This window comes from Pseudomonas sp. Pme6b (assembly GCF_058129925.1).
On the sequence record NZ_CM176704.1, the window covers coordinates 3652220 to 3669713 of the forward strand.

A 17494-nucleotide genomic window follows, 5' to 3' on the forward strand; every position below is an offset into this window, starting at 1 on the left:
CCAGCTTAAAAAACCACTCGCCGCCTGCTGACAATCTGGCTGGCACACGGCGCGCAACCCCCTTGCGCGCCGTTTTTTTCAAATCCGGCTTGGCATGCAAAATGGGCATGCTACTGTCTCGTAATCTCCTGTAACGACTAGACCGCATGAGCCATCTTGCCCGCACCCGCCCTCGCCTGACGCTCGCAGCTTTGGTTGGCCTCACCGCCGGCATTGCCTGGGCCTGGCTGATCCCCCACGCAACACTCACGCAGAGCCTGCTGACCGGCTGGGACACAGGGGTATGGCTGTATCTGATCCTTATTTTCGTTCGCACACTGCGCAGCAATGCCGACGATGTCCGCCGAGTCGCGATGATGGAAGACGAAAACGCGGGCGTCATTCTGGTAACGGTCTGCGTGGCGGCACTGGCGAGTCTGGCGGCGATCATCTTCGAAGTCGCGAGCAGCAAGGGCCTGTCCAGCGACGCCAAAATGCTCCATCACGCCTTTACCGGTCTTACCGTCATCGGTTCCTGGCTGATGATCGGGGTGATCTTCAGCCTGCATTACGCACGCATGTTCTATACCTGGAAAGGCAAGGAGCCCGCGCTGGCGTTTGTCGGCGGAGAAAAGCACCCTGACTACTGGGACTTTCTGTACTTTTCGTTCACCCTCAGCGTTGCGGTACAGACCTCCGATGTCGGCGTCGCGACCCGCGAAATGCGCAAGGTTGTGCTTGGTCAGTCGTTGATCTGCTTTGTGTTCAACACCGCGATTCTGGGCTTTTCGATTAATATCGCTGCCAGCCTGTTCAATTAGTGCTCGGTTTCATACAAACCCGTCAAGAGGCCTTCAGACAATGACCCCGTTGAAAATCGCAGTGCTCGATGATTGGCAAAACATAGCCAGCGATGTGGTGGACTGGTCGGTGCTCGACTCCGCGGGCGACATCAGCTTTCTGCACGACTTCCCGGCCGACACCGTAACCATGGTGCAACGGCTGCAAGGCTTCGACATCATTTGCCTGATGCGCGAGCGAACCCTGTTCGATGAGGCACTGCTCAGCCAACTGCCTGCGCTCAAATTGCTGGTCACAGGCGGCATGCGCAATGCGGCGATTGATATCCCTGCGGCCAAGCGCCACGGCATTGTGGTGTGCGGAACAGAAAGCTATAAACAAGCGGCACCGGAACTGACCTGGGCGCTGATCATGGGCATCACCCGCAATCTGGTGGCCGAGGCCAACTCTTTGCGTGCAGGCAACTGGCAGGTCGGGCTGGGCAGCGACCTGCACGGCAAGACCCTGGGCATTCTCGGGCTGGGCAGTATCGGCAAATGGATTGCCCGCTACGGTCAGGCGTTCGGCATGCAGGTCATTGCCTGGAGCCAGAATCTAACACCCGAAGCCGCTGCCGAATCGGGCGTCACGTACGTCAGCAAACAGCAACTGTTCGAACAGGCGGACGTGCTCTCGGTGCACCTGGTACTCAGCGACCGCAGCCGTGGCCTGGTGGACGCGGAGGCACTGGGCTGGATGAAACCGAGCGCCTACCTGATCAACTCGTCCCGCGGCCCAATCATCGATCAGGCTGCGCTCATCAAAGCCCTGCAACAACGCCACATCGCCGGCGCCGCGCTGGACGTGTTCGACATCGAACCGCTGCCCGCCGATCACCCGTTCCGCATGCTGGACAACGTGTTGGCAACACCGCATATCGGATACGTCACCGAAAACAACTACCGGACCTTTTATGGGCAGATGATCGAAGACATTCAGGCCTGGCATGCGGGGTCGCCGATTCGGGTGTTTGGGTGACGAGTCCTGCAACATAACGACACTGCGCCTGCGCCGAGGCTCTGGCCTGCTACAACTGAAAATGCCTCAACCTTTCGTTCAGGCCGTTGGCAAGCTCTGCGAGTAGCTGACTTGCGCTGGTGGTCTTGTCCGCGCGAGCTGCCGACTGGGCCGCCAGGTCCCGAATGCGCACCAGGTTGTTGTCGACCTCGCGGGCGACTTGCGTTTGCTCTTCGCAGGCGCTGGCGATTACCAGGTTGCGATCATCAATGATCATCACCGAGTTGGCGATAGAGGCCAACGCTGCGTTGGCCAGTTCTGCCTGCGCTTTGGTGCGATGCGCCTGCTCGCGGCTTAGCGACAATGCCGCTACGGTGCCCTGGGTGCCTTGTTGTACGTGCACCCTGCCCTTCTTGCGCAGCACGAGCAGACGCCTTTGACTCTTCTGAAGTGGAAACAGCATTACGCGTGACTTCCTGTACCGCCTGGCTCATCTCGGTCACCGCAGCGGCAGACATCTCTATTTCGCTATTCTGTACACGCAGGTCAGCGTTGTTATCGCGCATCAATATGTTCAGTTCTTCGGTCGCCGTGAACAATTGTCCCGCCGCCTGCCCGACATGGCTCAGCGTGTTTCTGAGGTCCAGGCCAGCAGACGACCTGCGTCCTCCTGGCCTACCGTGATCAGTGCGTGAACCTGTTCGGCATGGCACGCGTAGTCTTTAAACGTCTTGCCCACGCCCTCAATCAACTCCCGCTCGCCCGGTGAATCGATGAAAGGCTGGTACGCATCTATGGCTTTTGCGAACACTGATTCGCGCTGCATTAATTCATCGCGCGCCTGAACCAGTTGATCGGCACTGCGAGCGGATAACATTTTCATTACGTCGTAGCGTGTGTTTGAAAACGCTAGAGCAATGGCGTCGCCCAAGGCAATTCCGGGCAATGAGTCGTTTTCGATCTCAAGGCCTTTGGCACGAATACTGGACAACTGTGCCAGGCTGAAAATACCCAATCCCAAGACCAACAAAACCATGACAGCAAAGCATGCCAACGTTCGCGTGGCTATTTTAAAACGACGATCCAGATAGCAAACCCTTGTTGAGCGTCGATGACCGCCACCCTCTAAGAAAAAGCTAAAAAATCAGTCATCAGGCTTTTTGTTGCCCTACACGCTCTATGTAGGAAAACCTCCTCGCCGCCAGATACAATTCAGATACACTAAAGTACAATTTCGCCAAAAAACCATCTAAAAAAAAACAAAAAAAGCGAAACACTAATAAAAGCGTCATCGAAACGTCACCAATCATCAAGATGAACACTGTCATTCAATACGTTATCGCTTCCCTGGCGACTCATTTTTCTGCTTCACCGAGCGCAACCACTTTTCGCAAAGAGCCCACAGAGACATTCGATGAACATCCATACCGCCAGGTCCTATGACCCCCTCACGGCCACCAGTGAAAAGCCTGCAACGGCATACAGAACCACGCGGGCCGTGGACGCTGGCGTTACTGAGGCGAACCCTGAAAAGCAGGCGAAACTCGACACCTATACGGCCTCCGACAGCCGCTCCGCCGAGACACCGGAAGCGTCCCCTGTTTATACAAGAATGATGCTCAGCCGAAATACCCGGTCACTGGAGAGCGAAGATTCCTCGTCAGACACGGCTCTGCTTGCCAGTCAAAAAGCGCTTGTCAGCCAGAACGACACAAAGGCTGTTGGCAGCGAAGTGGCCGCGGTGAAGGACAGCACGGCCCTTTCGGACGCAGAAAAAAAAGCCAAGGAAGCAGAAAAGGCCGCTTCTTCAGAGGCAGCCAAAGCTGCCCAGACCGTCGCGCGCGGGGGAGCCAACGCCAATCCTGATGACATCGCCACACCTGCTGCTGCCACGAAGATGATTCAGGACCTGAAAACGATTGGAGGCGGGACCTTACGCTTCCAGATGACGCATGATCAGATCAAGAACGCCAGGCAGATGGATAAGCTCAGGGCATTGCTTAGCGAAGGAGACAAACAGGGTGTGAAAGTTCAGTTCACCTTTCGCGACAATGCGAACCAGGGTGGCGGAAACGTGCTGACCGGAGAAAAGTTGAAGCAGGCCTCGGCCGACATCAGTAATGTGGTCAAAAAGTTTGGCAGTCGTACCAGTTTCGTACTGGACACTTTCAATCAGGGCGGCAAAAGCGCCAGTCAGGACTGGGCTGACATGCAGACCACATTAATTAAAGCCGCGCGCAATTCCGGCTATAAAGGAACTATTGTTGTCGAGGACAGCAACTGGGGAGGTGGCCTGACTGCTGGCCCGCAAAGCGGCCTGGTCAAGTTTGCCGATCAATTAAAGGCCGCCAATGGCGAAGGCAACCCTGCCCTGATTGGCAGTTTTCATGTGTACGCCAGGGAAAGCGAAGCCTCCTCCCGGCTCGGAAAACAGATCAAGGCACTGCGAGAGGCTGGTTATAAATTCCAGATTGGCGAAGTGGGTAACGCCAAATTTCTGGTAGGAAACACGTTCCAGCAAAAGGACGAAGCCACCAAAGCCTTGCAGGATAATATGACCGCTCTCAAAGCAGCCGGAGCGGACATTCTACCTGGCAAGGACCAGTTCCAGGATGGCAAACTTCGCCGCCGTGCCGGCTTTTCAAAGTCAGATCAGTTCTTATGATTCAATACGGCGCGTGATCAGGGTCCGGTATCCATCACACACGCTGCTGAACCTGACCCTCAAAGGGCCAGGCTTTGCATCTCAGGTACTTGCACCATCACAACGTATAAGCAATCCCCACCTGCACCGTCCGCGGCGCCCCCGGATACGCATAGACGTTGCCAAACGCACCTTCCTCATACTCGGTATCGAAGACGTTCTTCAGGTCCAGGTTGAGCTTCACGTGCTGGTTGACCTTGTAGTAGGCCAGCAGGTCGAACACGGTGTAGCTGTCCATCGAAAAGGCGACATTGGCGGTGCGCCCGGCGCGCTGGTCGACATAACGACCGCCGCCGCCCAGACCCAGGCCGCGCAAGGCACCCTCCTGAAACTCGTAGACGTTGAGCAGGCTGAAGGTCTGCTCAGGGATGTTCATCAACCGTGTGCCGGAGCGCAGGGTGTTGTCCTTGGTCACTTCGGCGTCGACGTAAGCGTAGCTGCCCATCATCCGCCATTCGGGCGTCAGGTTGCCGACCACGTTGAGATCCAGGCCACGGCTGCGCACTTCGCCTGCCGCTACACTGAATGTGGAATCAACCGGGTCGGTGGTCAGCACGTTACGCTTCTCGATCTGGTAGATCGCCGCATCAACACTCAACTGGCCTTCCAGCGCTTCCCACTTGGTGCCGATTTCGTAAGACTTGCCCTCTTCCGGCTTGAAGCCGCCACCCAGCCGGCTCGCGCCGCTGTTGGGTTTGAATGAACGTGCGGTATTGGCGTAGACAGCGATGGTGTCGGTCAGGTCGTAGCTCAGGCCAACACGCGGTGTGACGGCATTATCGCTGGCGGTCCAACTGCTGGTGCCAGGCAGGAAGGAATCGTAATCATGTTCAAAACGTTCCAGACGAACGCCGCCCAATAGCTTCAGACGCTCGGTCAACGCCACCTGGTCCTGCACGAAGGCAGCCCAGGTCTTGAGGTTTTCCTTGTCGTGGGTCGTGGTCCGGGTAAGTGCTGGCCGGGCCTGACCATAGACAGGGTTGAAGATGTCTATCGGGTAGGCACCGACGGCGCCGCTGGAACGCTGGATGATCGACTTGTAGTCATAATCCTCATACTCGACCCCGGTCAGCAGCGTGTGGTCGAAACCACCGACGGAAAAGTGCCCGGTCAGGTTCAACTGCACATCGCGATCTGTCCATTCCAGCTTGCGATAGTTGAAGTTGCGCCCGAGGGTGCGACCATCTGCCGCCAGGCCGTTGGCCTCGATGGCATTGCCTTGCAGGGAACCGTCGAGAAGCTGGACGCCGCCACCCAGCTTCCAGTCGGCATTGAGGTCATGGTCGAAGCGCAACTGAGCCATGTTGTTGTCGTTATGCAGCTTGCCCACGCTCTTCTCACCGAAGAACGTATCGCGCGAGGCGGTACTCGCCTGGTTGGCATAACGCGTCAGGCCACGATCCAGCGGTGCATTGTTGCGCATGAAGTCGCCTTCGAAGGTAATGCGCGTGACGTCGTTGACCTCCCAGCTCAAAACCGGAGCCACGCCATAGCGTTCGGTCTCGACGTGATCACGAAAGGTATCGCCGCCTTCGCCCACGACGTTGAGGCGATAGGCGAAACGCCCTTCGTCATCCAGCGGACCGGACGCGTCCAGCGTGCCGCGCTTCATGCCCTGATCATTGAGCTGGCTGCCCAGCGTGACCTTGCGCTCGGCCAGTGGCTGCTTGGAGACCACGTTGAAGGTGCCGCCCGGATCGCCCCGGCCGTACAGCGTGGTGGCCGGACCGCGCAACACTTCAAGGCGCTCGATGGTGTTGGCATCCGGCATGTTCGGATAGCCGCGATTGATCGGGAAGCCGTTGCGATAGAACTCGCCGGTGGTAAAACCGCGCACCGTGAATGTAGTCAGCCCTTGACCGCCGAAGTTGTTGGCCCGCCCGACGCCACCCGCGTAGTCCAGAGCGTCCTGCAATCGTGTGGAACCGATGTCTTCTACCGCGTCGCGGGTCACAACGCTGACGGACTGTGGCGTTTCATGCAGCGAGGTATCGGTGCGCGTGGCGCTGGCGGAGCGTGTGGCCCGATAGCCTTCGACCGGCCCTTGCGCCGTTTCGGCATTGGCAGCGCCCTGGATGTCGATATTCTGCAACTCTACGGAAGGTTGCCCGGCAGTAACCTGGTCAGCCCAGGCGGCTTGAGAGATCGCTTGAATGACGCAAAGTGAAACGAGAGTACGACGCATCGACGTGCAGCCCTTGGCAAGAAACCAGGCCTCTTGGGACCCGGCAGGATTTTTCGCGAATAGTACAGATTCGTATTAACACCTGATACAAATTCGCAAAAATATCTTTTGCCCATGCTGCGCATCACACTTCGCAACCGTGGGGACAAACAGGCAAACTGGCGCTCATCGCACCTGACAAGAGAACCGACAATGCCTCTTTCCAACAAGCCCGCCGACCCGCATTGTGCTTTGCTGGTGATCGACATGCAGTACGACTTCATGCCCGGCGGACAACTGGCGGTGGCTGACGGCGACGCGTTGCTGCCGTTGATCAATCGTCTGGGCGCGCGTTTTGCCCAAGTGATCATTACGCAGGACTGGCATCCTGCCGGGCATATTTCGTTTGCTTCAAGCCACGCTCAGCGCCTGCCGTTCGAGAGCATCACCCTGCCCTACGGCCCGCAAACCCTGTGGCCGGACCATTGCGTGCAAGGCAGCCACGGTGCGCAGTTGCACGCTGATCTTGACCTGCCTCACGCACAACTGATCCTGCGCAAGGGCTGCAATACGCATATCGACAGCTATTCGGCATTTCTGGAGGCAGACCGCACGACCAGCACAGGACTGGCCGGGTATCTGAAAGAGCGCGGCATCGACACGGTATTCGTGGTCGGTCTGGCGCTGGATTTCTGCGTCGCCTGGTCTGCTCAGGATGCACGCAGTGCCGGTTTCAATACGTATGTCATCGAAGATGGCTGTCGCGCCATCGACATGAACGGCTCGCTGGAGAATGCCTGGAAGACCCTCCTGAGCATGGGTGTAGAACGCGTGCAAAGCTCAGATCTGCTGGGCTAGACGGGCGCACCCTGCAACCGGCGCAAACAATCGTTGATACGTCCCGCTGTTAGCGAACGACCGCGCGCGGCGCCTGTCTGAACCATCGGACCGGCAATGCCCTTGCCGGTCCCTTTCATCACTGGCGCTGAGGATGTTGTATGGATCACGAAGTAGACGGCAAGACCCCCGGCCTGTCAGCCGAGGAAGAGCGCGAGATTGATGAGAACCAGCCGCCCCGCGCGGCGGTGCTGCACGAAACCATCCGTATTCAGGGCGATCACGAACTGGAGCGCAGTGTTGCCGCCCTGTGGTGGTCGGCGCTCGCGGCCGGGCTGACGATGGGCCTGTCGTTGATGGCGATGGGGCTGTTCAAGTCGCGGCTGGAAGGCATACCCGGCAGTCACGTAATCAGCAGCCTTGGCTATTCGGCCGGGTTTCTCGCGGTCATCCTGGCGCGCCAGCAATTGTTCACTGAAAACACTATTACCGCCGTGCTGCCGGTCATGAGCAAGTTGAACCTGGCCAACATCGGTCGATTGTTTCGGCTCTGGGGTGTGGTATTGGCGGGCAACCTCGCAGGAACGCTGCTGGTGGCGTATGTCATGCTCAATCTGCCGATTTTCGACACCAGTACAGACAAGGCATTTCTGGAGATTGGCCACAAGGTCATGGAAAACGACGTCAGTCAGATGTTTTCCAAGGGCATCGTGTCCGGCTGGATGATCGCGACCATGGTCTGGATGATTGCATCCATGGAAAATGCCAAGATCGCCATTATCATTCTGATCACTTACCTGATGGCGCTCGGGGACTTCACGCACATTGTCGTGGGCTCGGCCGAAGTGTCCTATCTGGTATTTGCCGGAGAGCTGGGCTGGAAGGATTTCTGGTTTACCTTTGCCGGTCCTACATTGGCAGGCAATATCATTGGTGGCAGCTTTATCTTTGCCTTGATCAGCCATGCACAGATCCGCAGCGAAAAAGACACGACCGCCAAACTGGAACGCGATCGTCAGGACAAGGCAGAAAAAAGCCGCCGGGAAAAGCAGCAGCAAACGCTCAAGGACGCGGATATCAGCATGCAGAATGACATATGATCCCTATCATTAAACTTTCTTTCAGGAAGCGCAGTGGCTTTTAAAGGCAGAATGAGTTTTTGAACGCACTTATTCAGGCAGGGACCATGACCCGAATTCTGGCAATCGAAGATGATGCCATCACAGCAAAGGAAATCGTGACCGAACTCAGCAACCACGGACTGGAAGTGGACTGGGTGGACAACGGCCGTGACGGTCTTGCACGTGCAGTGAGCGGCGATTATGACTTGATTACTCTGGACCGCATGCTTCCGGAGATGGATGGTCTGACCATCGTCACCCATCTGCGCGCCCAGGGTATCGCCACGCCAATCCTGATGATCAGCGCTCTTTCCGACGTGGACGAGCGGGTGCGCGGGCTGCGTGCAGGTGGGGATGATTATCTGCCCAAACCATTTGCTTCCGACGAAATGGCGGCGCGTGTCGAAGTGCTCCTGCGCCGCAGCAACCCGGTCAGCGCGGGCAAGACAGTGCTACAGGTCGCTGATCTGGAACTGAACCTGATCAGCCGCGAAGCCTGCCGTGGCGGTGAGCCGCTGACCCTGCTGCCCACCGAGTTCAAGCTGCTGGAGTTCCTGATGCGTAACAGCGGCCAGATCATCACCCGCATGATGATTTTCCAGGAAGTCTGGGGCTATCACTTTGATCCGGGCACCAACCTGATCGACGTGCACATTGGCCGTCTGCGCAAGAAGATAGACCAACCTGGCACCGCACAGCTGATCCAGACCGTGCGAGGTTCAGGTTATGTTATTGCCGAACCCGTCTAAGGGCTGGCGATCTTCAACAAGCCGATTACTGGCGCTATACAGCTCCCTGTTTGTCGCCTGGAGCGTGATGCTGCTGGGCGTCCTCTACTGGGAGGTCAACTCCTACCTGGACAACCTCGCCCGCCAGTCACTCACTCACCGCCAGCAGCTGTTTTCGCGCTTTGAAGGCCAGGCCCTGGTTGATGCTCTGGCCACCAGCATGACCTTCGATACGCGCGCAGTGGACGCCTATGGCCTGTTCGACCGAAACTTTCGTCCCGTGGCAGGCCCCATCACCCGTGTGCCGAAAAATCTGCCCATCGACGGCCAGATCCATGTACTGAGCGACTGCATCGAATCGGATGACCCGGGCCTGCCGCAAGGCAGCTGTGATGCGATAGTCAACCGAACGTCCGACGGGCGCTGGCTGGTACTGGTGCGCGAGAATGGCTCGTTGCTTGCCGTCAGCACTCTGATCCTGCATGCCTTGCTGTGGGGCATCTCTCTGACCATTATTCCCGGGGTCGCCGGCTGGCATTTGCTGCGCCGCCGCCCGTTGCGCCGCATACGCGCCATTCAGGCCAGCGCCGAATCAATCATCGCCGGCGACATGGCTGGCCGACTGCCGGTCTCGAACAGGCGTGATGAGCTGGACATGCTGGCGGTGATCGTCAACGCCATGCTCGACCGTATCGAAAAGCTCATGAACGAGGTCAAGGGCGTCTGCGACAATATCGCCCATGACCTGCGCACGCCACTGACCCGGCTGCGCGCCCAGCTTTATCGCATTCAGCAGCAATCAGCACACGATTCGCCCCATTCCACCCAGATTGCCCAGGTCATCAGTGAAGCAGACACGCTGATGGCGCGTTTCCGCGGGCTGCTGCGCATTTCGGAACTGGAAGACCGCCAGCGACGTTCGGCGTTCATTGAGCTGGAGCTGCAACCACTGTTGCAGGAACTGCATGATTTCTACCTGCCACTGGCCGAAGAAGACCAGATCACCCTGCTGCTGGACCTGCACGACACATTACCCACGCTGGTAGGCGACCGAGCGCTGCTATTTGAAGCGCTGACCAACCTGCTGGGAAATGCAATCAAGTTCACCCCTTCCGGCGGGATTGTAAAAATCAGCGCCTACCCCTCCAGCGACGGCATCACGCCGTGCATTGAAGTACAGGACTCAGGGCCCGGCATCCCCGTCGCCGAGCGCGCAGCCGTCTTCCAGCGCTTCTATCGCAGCGAAACCGGCACTGAACAGAGCGGCTTCGGGCTCGGTCTTTCCGTAGTCGCCGCTATCGTCAATCTGCATGGTTTTACGCTGCAAATAGGCATCAGCGAATACGGCGGCGCAAGCTTGTTGCTGGAATGTCGCACCGTAAACACTCTGGCCTGAGATTCAATCGCGATCCCCTGCGCAAAACACTACGTGCCTGCTTTTTGACGAGCTTGAAGCGTCTGGGTCAGTGGTTCCAGAACTTTCGATAGTTATCTGGCGCAGCCTGCCAAGCGCTAATTTGTAACAATATATTTCAAAAAACGCTGTAGCTTGACCGTTTCAGCGCTCACAAGTTCCACTCAATAAATGCGCTTTTCTGGCTTTATATGACGGTTTTCCCCGAATAAATCACCCCATCGAGCAGATGGCGGTTCTTCGCCTTCCAGGCAAAATGTGAACGAATAGACATTTTTATGACGTCAGCGTCTTGTCGCTTCGCTGGCGCTGCGCTATCTATAACCGGGCAAACAAGGTTCCTGCTGCACCGCTTGGCTGCACCCAAAATAATAACTCACCGGATTTCGCCACTAACAAGGCGAGGCTTTGACATGGCTGCCAAAGCAGAGAACGCTGTACTAATTAGTTGGATCAACATCGGCTGGGAGGCTGTTATGGGCGCACAATCAAAGATTTTAAGCGTAGGTCAGTACAAGGTTTACACCGAGACTTACTGGAAAGGCAGCGAGGCCAAGACCATCTTGCTGGTCAACGGTGCGTTATCGACCACCGGCTCTTTCGGGCAGACCGTCAAGTACCTGCAACCGCACTACAACCTCGTACTATTCGACCTGCCGTTTTCGGGGCAGTCCCGAGCCCACAACCCGGACGACATGATTGTCAGCAAGGAAGATGAAGTAAACATCCTGCTGCAGTTGATCGACCTTTATCAGGTGAACCACCTGCTGTCGGTATCCTGGGGCGGTGTATCGGCCCTGCTGGCCCTTTCCGAGTGCCCGCCATCCGTGGAAAAGGCGATCATCAGCTCGTTCTCGCCGGTCCTCAACGAGGCCATGCTCGATTACATCGATAACGCCCAGATCTATCTGGCCGCCCGCGAGAAGCGCAAGATCGGCTCACTGCTCAATGACACCGTGGGCAAGTACCTGCCGCGCCTGTTCAAACTTTATAACTACAAGCACCTGATCAGCCTTGCCGAACACGAATATCGCCAGATCGACTTTCACATCAGCCAGATTCGCAAACTAAGCGCCACTAACTACGTCGAGCGTTTTTCCTCGATCAAGATTCCGGTGCTGTTCATCAACGGTGAAAAAGATGAGTACACCACCGTTGAAGATGCGCGGATGTTTTCCAACTACATCGCCAAAAGCAGTTTCAACGTCGTTCCGGACACCGGGCACTTTCTGGATCTGGAGAGCAAGGCGGCGTGGCACCACTCGCAACGCACCGCACTGACGTTCCTGGGCACCGAAGCCACTCAACAGGTGTGGCCAAGCGTCACCGCGATGGCCTGAAACACGCTCGCCTGCGCCCGGGAAGCCGTTCAGCTTTTCCGGCGTGACGCAGTGGTTCACCGGTGTTGGTTTCTTTGATCGGGCAGTGCTATTCGTTGATGACTTTTCCCTTTGCAACGCGCTTGCGTTGGTACTGCCGTGCTACCGGAAATGTCCGGCCATCGCACCTCATACCTGTTCAGCCCAGCCTGGTGCTGGGGTTCATTTCACTGCTCTCGCTCAGCGCTTGTTCCGCAGGGAAACCTGCAGAAAAGGCGCTGGTGCGAGTCGAGGTGCAGCCAGTTGCCTTGGTGGACGTCTCAAGCAGTGTGGCGCTGACAGGCGATATTCAGGCGCGCAAAGTAACCGAGCAAGCGTTTCGCGTGTCGGGCAAGCTGATCAAACGCTACGTGGATGTCGGGAACCGCGTGCGTGCCGGGCAAGTGCTTGCCAGGCTGGACCCGCAAGAACAGAAGAACGAGCTGGCGTCGGCCAATGCCGAAGTGGCCATGCGACAGTCGCGCTTATACCTCGCCGAACAAAATTACCTGCGTCAGCAGTTACTGCTGCCCAAGGGCTATACCAATCTCAGTGAATACCAGAAGGCACGCTCCGGCCTTGAGAGTGCGCGAGCTGAATTGGCAGCGCTGCAAGCTCAACAGGCCAATGCACGTGATCAAGTCGGTTACACCGAACTGCTCGCAGTAGCAGATGGCGTCATCACTGCACGGCATGCCGAAGAAGGTCAGGTGGTCCAGGCCGCCGCACCGGTGTTCAGTGTCGCTCACGATGGCGAACGCGAAGCGGTATTTTCCGTGTATGAATCGCTGCTGCGCTCCGATCAGACAGGCGCTACGGTGATCATTAGCCCTATCGCTGAACAGGGCATTCAGTTGACCGGCATCATCAGGGAAATCACGCCCATCGTTTCCGCCGCTAACGGCACATTGCGAGTGCGCGTTGCGCTGCCGGACGTCGCCGTTGCACCTGCACTCGGCTCAGTGGTCAGCGCCCGCCTGCAGGTTCGGTCACAACGGGCGTACGCTCTGCCCTGGTCAGCGCTGAGCCGCGCCAAGGGCCAACCGGCAGTCTGGCAGGTGGACGCTCAGGCAAGGGTCAAGCTGACGCGGGTCAACGTGCTGCGCTATGAACAGGGCCAGGTGATCGTTTCCGAGGGGCTGTCCGAGGGCGATCGGGTGGTTTCCCGAGGGCTGCAGTTTCTCTACCCGGGGCAACGGGTCGAGGTCGCCGAGCGAGTGCCAGTCGAGGTGGCCGTCTCGTTGGCGTCATCGGCACCTGGGCAATGAGCAGCACACCTGCAGAACCACGACCGACACATGCTTGCTGGCTGCTCTGTTTGCTGATCATGACGCTTCCGGGCTGCCGCGACAAACCGCTTCGCGAAGCGGTCGAGCGGCCCGTGCTGTTCACCGAAATTGCCGATCAGCGCAGCGCCTCTTATGCACGCTTCGCCGGAGTCATCCAGCCGCAATACGAGGTGGCACTGGGTTTTCGTGTGGCCGGACGACTGGCAACCCGGCACGCAGAGGTCGGTGACCGAGTGCGCAAAGGCGATCTGCTCGCCACGCTGGAGCCAGGCGATCAGCAACATCGTTTGCGTGCCCGCCAGGCAGAACTCGGCAGAGCCCGGTCTGCCTGGCAGCAGGCGCGCGATGAGCAAACGCGTTACCAGCAACTCTACGAGCGCGGTATCGGCTCGCGGGCGCGTCTGGACCAGTTGAACAGTGAAGTGCGCACTCAGGACGCACTTCGCAGTCAGGCCAGCATTGCGCTGCAATAAGCTACTGACCATGTGTCCTACACGCGCCTGTCAGCCGAATTCGACGGCCTGATCACCGAATGGCAAGCCGAAGTCGGTCAGGTCATCGCGACCGGTCAGGCAGTGGTCAGCCTTGCGCGTCCGGAAAGCCGCGAAGCGGTGGTCGATTTGCCGCTGGGGGCACTGGATGACAATCAGCGCATCAGGGTTATTTTGCAACTCGATGAGCAAGTCTCAGTGGCCGCAAAAGTCCGCCAGCTTGCACCGCAAATCAACGCCGAAACCCGCACTCAACATGTCCGCCTGGCCTTGCAGCACATGCCCGACAGCTTTCGTCCGGGCTCGACGGTCACGGTCGAAATCAGCGGCGACGCACCGCCGTTTCACGAGCTGCCCGGCAGCGCCGTTGTGGAGTGCGACGGCCTGTCTCAGGTATGGGTCATCGACCCATCGACCTCGACACTCGTTGCGCGCACGGTGCAGGTACTGACGCGCACGGGCTCGAAGGTACGGATCAGCGGCGAGCTGCACGAGGGCGAAAAAGTGGTGACTGCCGGCGTTAACGGCATGCAGTCCGGACAGAAAATACGCATGCAGCGAGAGGTCAGTTTGTGAGGGAGCGTTTCAATCTGTCGGCCTGGGGGCTCAGGCATCGCTCGCTGGTCTGGTACATGATGTTCGTTTCACTGCTGATGGGCAGTTGGTCGTTTCTGAATCTGGGCCGCGAGGAAGACCCTTCCTTTGCCATCAAGACCATGGTCATTCAGGCGCGTTGGCCGGGTGCTACGTTGCCCGACACCTTGCAACAGGTCACCGACCGGCTGGAAAAGAAGCTCGAAGAAATCGACGCGCTGGATTACGTGAAAAGCTACACGCTGGCCGGCGAATCGACGCTTTTTGTCTTCCTCAAAAGCGAGACCCGTAGCGCCGACATCCCGGCAGCGTGGTATCAGGTACGCAAGAAGATCAGCGATGTACGCAGCGAATTGCCCAGCGGCATTCAGGGCCCTGCATTCAACGACGAGTTTGGTGATGTGTTCGGCAGTATCTATGCGTTCACCGCTGACGGCCTGTCGTTCCGCCAGTTGCGCGATTACGTCGAACAGGTGCGCGCCGATATCCGCAGCGTGCCCAACCTGGGCAAGATCGAGCTGCTCGGTGCCCAGCGCGAAGTCATTTATCTGAATTTTTCGATCCGCAAGCTCGCGGCGTTGGGCATCGATCAGCGCCAGGTGCTGCAAAGCCTGCAAGCGCAAAACTCGGTAACGCCCGCCGGGGTGATTGAGTCAGGCCCGGAACGCATTGCGGTACGCGCCAGCGGTCAATTCAGCAGTGAAGAGGACCTTGAGGCCGTCAATCTGCGCTTTGGTGAGCGGTTCTTTCGCCTCAGCGATCTGGCGACTATCGAACGCCGCTACGCTGACCCGCCCTCCTCGCTGTTCCGTTTCAATGGCCAACCGGCCATCGGGCTTGCGGTGGCCATGAAGCAAGGCGGCAACATTCAGGCATTCGGTACGCAGTTGCAGCAGCGCATCGACGAGCTGACCACCGAGCTACCGTTGGGCATCGACGTGCATCTGGTGTCCAGCCAGGCCGACGTGGTTGAAAAAGCCATCGGCGGCTTCACCCATGCACTCTTTGAAGCGATCCTGATTGTGTTGGTCGTGAGCTTCATCAGCCTCGGCATTCGCGCAGGTCTGGTGGTGGCCTGTTCGATTCCACTGGTGCTCGCGCTGGTCTTTGTGTTCATGGAGTACAGCGGCATCACCATGCAGCGCATCTCGCTGGGTGCGCTGATCATCGCCTTGGGGCTGTTGGTGGATGACGCCATGATTACCGTCGAAATGATGGTGACCCGCCTGGAAAGCGGCGATTCGTTGCCACAGGCCGCGACCTTCGCCTATACCTCGACGGCCTTCCCGATGCTGACCGGCACGCTGGTGACGGTTGCCGGTTTCGTGCCCATCGGCCTGAATTCCAGTTCAGCGGGCGAATACGTGTTCACCATGTTCGCAGTCATCGCCGTGGCCCTGTTGCTGTCCTGGCTGGTGGCGGTGCTGTTTGCGCCACTGATTGGCGTGCATATCCTCAAGGCGTCGGCGCCGCATGCCGCGCCGGGGCGCTGGATGCGCGGCTTCAGCGGCCTGCTGATCAAGACCCTGGAGCGCCGCTGGTGGGTGATCGGCATCACGTTGCTGATGTTCATCGGCTCACTGTTTGCCACCAGAATGCTGCAGAACCAGTTCTTTCCGGACTCCGACCGCCCGGAAATTCTGGTGGATATCTATATGCCGCAAAACGGCTCCATCGAAGGCACACGCCAGACCATGGATCGCTTTGAGGCCACGCTCAAGAACGATCCCGATGTGCTGCGCTGGAGTTCCTATGTAGGCAAAGGTGCGGTGCGTTTCTACCTGCCACTGGACCAGCAACTGAGCAATCCCTTTTATGGGCAACTGGTGATCGTGAGCCAGGGCGGCGCAGCGCGTGATCGTCTGATCGAGCGTCTGCGCCAGCGCTTTCGTGACGATTATGTCGGGGTGGGCGGCTACGTCCAGCCATTGAACATGGGGCCGCCAGTGGGCTGGCCGGTGCAATACCGGGTCAGCGGCCCGGACATCGAACAGGTGCGCAGCCAGGCGATGGCACTGGCGGCCATCCTCGACGCCAACCCAAACATCGGCCAGGTCATCTATGACTGGAACGAGCCGGGCAAAGTGCTGAAGATTGATATCGCGCAGGACAAGGTGCGTCAATTCGGCCTGTCTTCGGAAGACGTGGCGCAAATCCTCAACAGTATGGTCAGCGGAACGACCATCACTCAGGTGCGCGACAGTACCTACCTGATCGACATGGTCGCGCGCGCAGAAAACGATGAGCGCAACTCGGTACAAAGCCTCGGCAACCTGCAGATCCCGACACCCAACGGTGCGAGCGTGCCGCTGCTGGCGTTCGCCACGCTCAGCTACGAGCAGGAACAGCCACTGGTCTGGCGTCGCGACCGGCTGGCGACCATCACCCTTAAAGCCAGCGTGCTCGGAAAACTGCAACCGGCCGCGCTGGTCAGGCAATTAAAACCGGAAGTCGACGCCTTCAGCGCCCGCCTGCCACTACGCTATTCGCTGGCTACTGGTGGTGCGGTCGAGGCCAGCGCCCGCTCGCAAGGGCCCATATTGAAGGTCGTGCCACTGATGTTGCTGCTGGTGGTGAGCTTTTTGATGATCCAGCTGCACAGTGTCAAAAAACTTCTGCTAGTGGTCAGCGTGGTGCCGCTCGGTCTGATTGGCGTTGTCGCAGCGTTATTGATATCCGGCTATCCGCTGGGCTTCGTCGCGATTCTTGGCGTTCTGGCGCTGATCGGCATCATTATTCGCAATTCGGTGATTCTGGTCACACAGATCGACGAGTTCATCGCTGCCGGTGAGAGCGCCTGGAAATCGGTGGTCAAGGCCACCGAACATCGCTGCCGGCCGATTCTGCTGACCGCAGCAGCCGCAAGCCTGGGCATGATCCCGATTGCCCGCGAGGTGTTCTGGGGCCCGATGGCGATCGCCATGATCGGCGGTATCGCCATTGCCACCTTGCTGACGTTGTTTTTTCTGCCTGCGCTGTATGTGGTGAGCTACAGGATCAGGCCGCCTGCGGCTTAGC

The 17494-nt window shown here is 58.3% G+C and carries 11 protein-coding genes and 2 pseudogenes; 11 read left to right on the forward strand and 2 right to left on the reverse strand.

Annotated features, from left to right (window positions below; genetic code table 11):
- Positions 1-146 precede the first annotated feature (146 nt).
- Together AC4ANE_RS16505 and AC4ANE_RS16510 are read left to right on the forward strand one after the other, a co-directional pair.
- A complete protein-coding gene (locus tag AC4ANE_RS16505) occupies positions 147-800 on the forward strand; it encodes a DUF1345 domain-containing protein (RefSeq protein WP_057412409.1) in 654 nt (217 codons plus the stop codon).
- Between the two features lie 40 nt (positions 801-840).
- The gene (locus AC4ANE_RS16510) at positions 841-1797 is read left to right on the forward strand and encodes a D-2-hydroxyacid dehydrogenase family protein (protein WP_002553936.1); all 957 of its coding nucleotides are present in this window, start codon (positions 841-843) and stop codon (positions 1795-1797) included.
- A 49-nt stretch (positions 1798-1846) separates the two neighbouring features.
- Here AC4ANE_RS16510 and AC4ANE_RS16515 read toward each other — a convergent pair.
- Positions 1847-2812: pseudogene (locus AC4ANE_RS16515) on the reverse strand (MCP four helix bundle domain-containing protein).
- 378 nt (positions 2813-3190) lie between these two features.
- On the opposite strand from AC4ANE_RS16515, the gene AC4ANE_RS16520 reads away from it, so the two are divergent.
- The gene (locus AC4ANE_RS16520) at positions 3191-4441 is read left to right on the forward strand and encodes a cellulase family glycosylhydrolase (protein WP_002553939.1); all 1251 of its coding nucleotides are present in this window, start codon (positions 3191-3193) and stop codon (positions 4439-4441) included.
- A gap of 97 nt (positions 4442-4538) precedes the next feature.
- On the opposite strand, the gene AC4ANE_RS16525 is transcribed toward AC4ANE_RS16520, so the two are convergent.
- Positions 4539-6665 carry a TonB-dependent siderophore receptor gene (locus AC4ANE_RS16525; protein ID WP_002553940.1) on the reverse strand — a complete coding sequence of 709 codons (2127 nt, stop codon included), beginning with the start codon at positions 6663-6665 and terminating at the stop codon, positions 4539-4541.
- A gap of 192 nt (positions 6666-6857) precedes the next feature.
- Here AC4ANE_RS16525 and pncA point away from each other — a divergent pair, with 192 nt between their 5' ends.
- From pncA to AC4ANE_RS16565, 8 genes and pseudogenes are all read left to right on the forward strand, one after another.
- Positions 6858-7502 (forward strand): bifunctional nicotinamidase/pyrazinamidase, encoded by a 645-nt coding sequence (pncA, locus tag AC4ANE_RS16530; RefSeq protein WP_002553941.1) that lies wholly within the window; start codon positions 6858-6860, stop codon positions 7500-7502.
- A 140-nt stretch (positions 7503-7642) separates the two neighbouring features.
- Entirely contained in the window at positions 7643-8581 is a 939-nt protein-coding gene (locus AC4ANE_RS16535; RefSeq protein WP_002553942.1) for a formate/nitrite transporter family protein, read from the forward strand.
- 86 nt (positions 8582-8667) lie between these two features.
- Complete coding sequence (locus tag AC4ANE_RS16540) at positions 8668-9351, forward strand: response regulator transcription factor (protein ID WP_002553943.1); 684 nt, start codon at positions 8668-8670, stop codon at positions 9349-9351.
- The gene (locus AC4ANE_RS16545; protein ID WP_031594943.1) at positions 9329-10726 is read left to right on the forward strand and encodes a sensor histidine kinase; all 1398 of its coding nucleotides are present in this window, start codon (positions 9329-9331) and stop codon (positions 10724-10726) included. Before AC4ANE_RS16540 ends, AC4ANE_RS16545 begins: the two co-directional genes overlap by 23 nt.
- A gap of 431 nt (positions 10727-11157) precedes the next feature.
- Positions 11158-12084: an alpha/beta fold hydrolase gene (locus AC4ANE_RS16550; protein ID WP_005731927.1), complete on the forward strand. Its 927-nt coding sequence runs from the start codon at positions 11158-11160 to the stop codon at positions 12082-12084.
- Positions 12085-12182: 98 nt separating this feature from the next.
- Entirely contained in the window at positions 12183-13370 is a 1188-nt protein-coding gene (locus AC4ANE_RS16555) for an efflux RND transporter periplasmic adaptor subunit (RefSeq protein ID WP_002553946.1), read from the forward strand.
- Positions 13367-14458: pseudogene (locus AC4ANE_RS16560) on the forward strand (efflux RND transporter periplasmic adaptor subunit). Before AC4ANE_RS16555 ends, AC4ANE_RS16560 begins: the two are co-directional and overlap by 4 nt.
- The gene (locus AC4ANE_RS16565; protein WP_002553949.1) at positions 14455-17493 is read left to right on the forward strand and encodes an efflux RND transporter permease subunit; all 3039 of its coding nucleotides are present in this window, start codon (positions 14455-14457) and stop codon (positions 17491-17493) included. Before AC4ANE_RS16560 ends, AC4ANE_RS16565 begins: the two are co-directional and overlap by 4 nt.
- Position 17494: the final 1 nt, after the last annotated feature.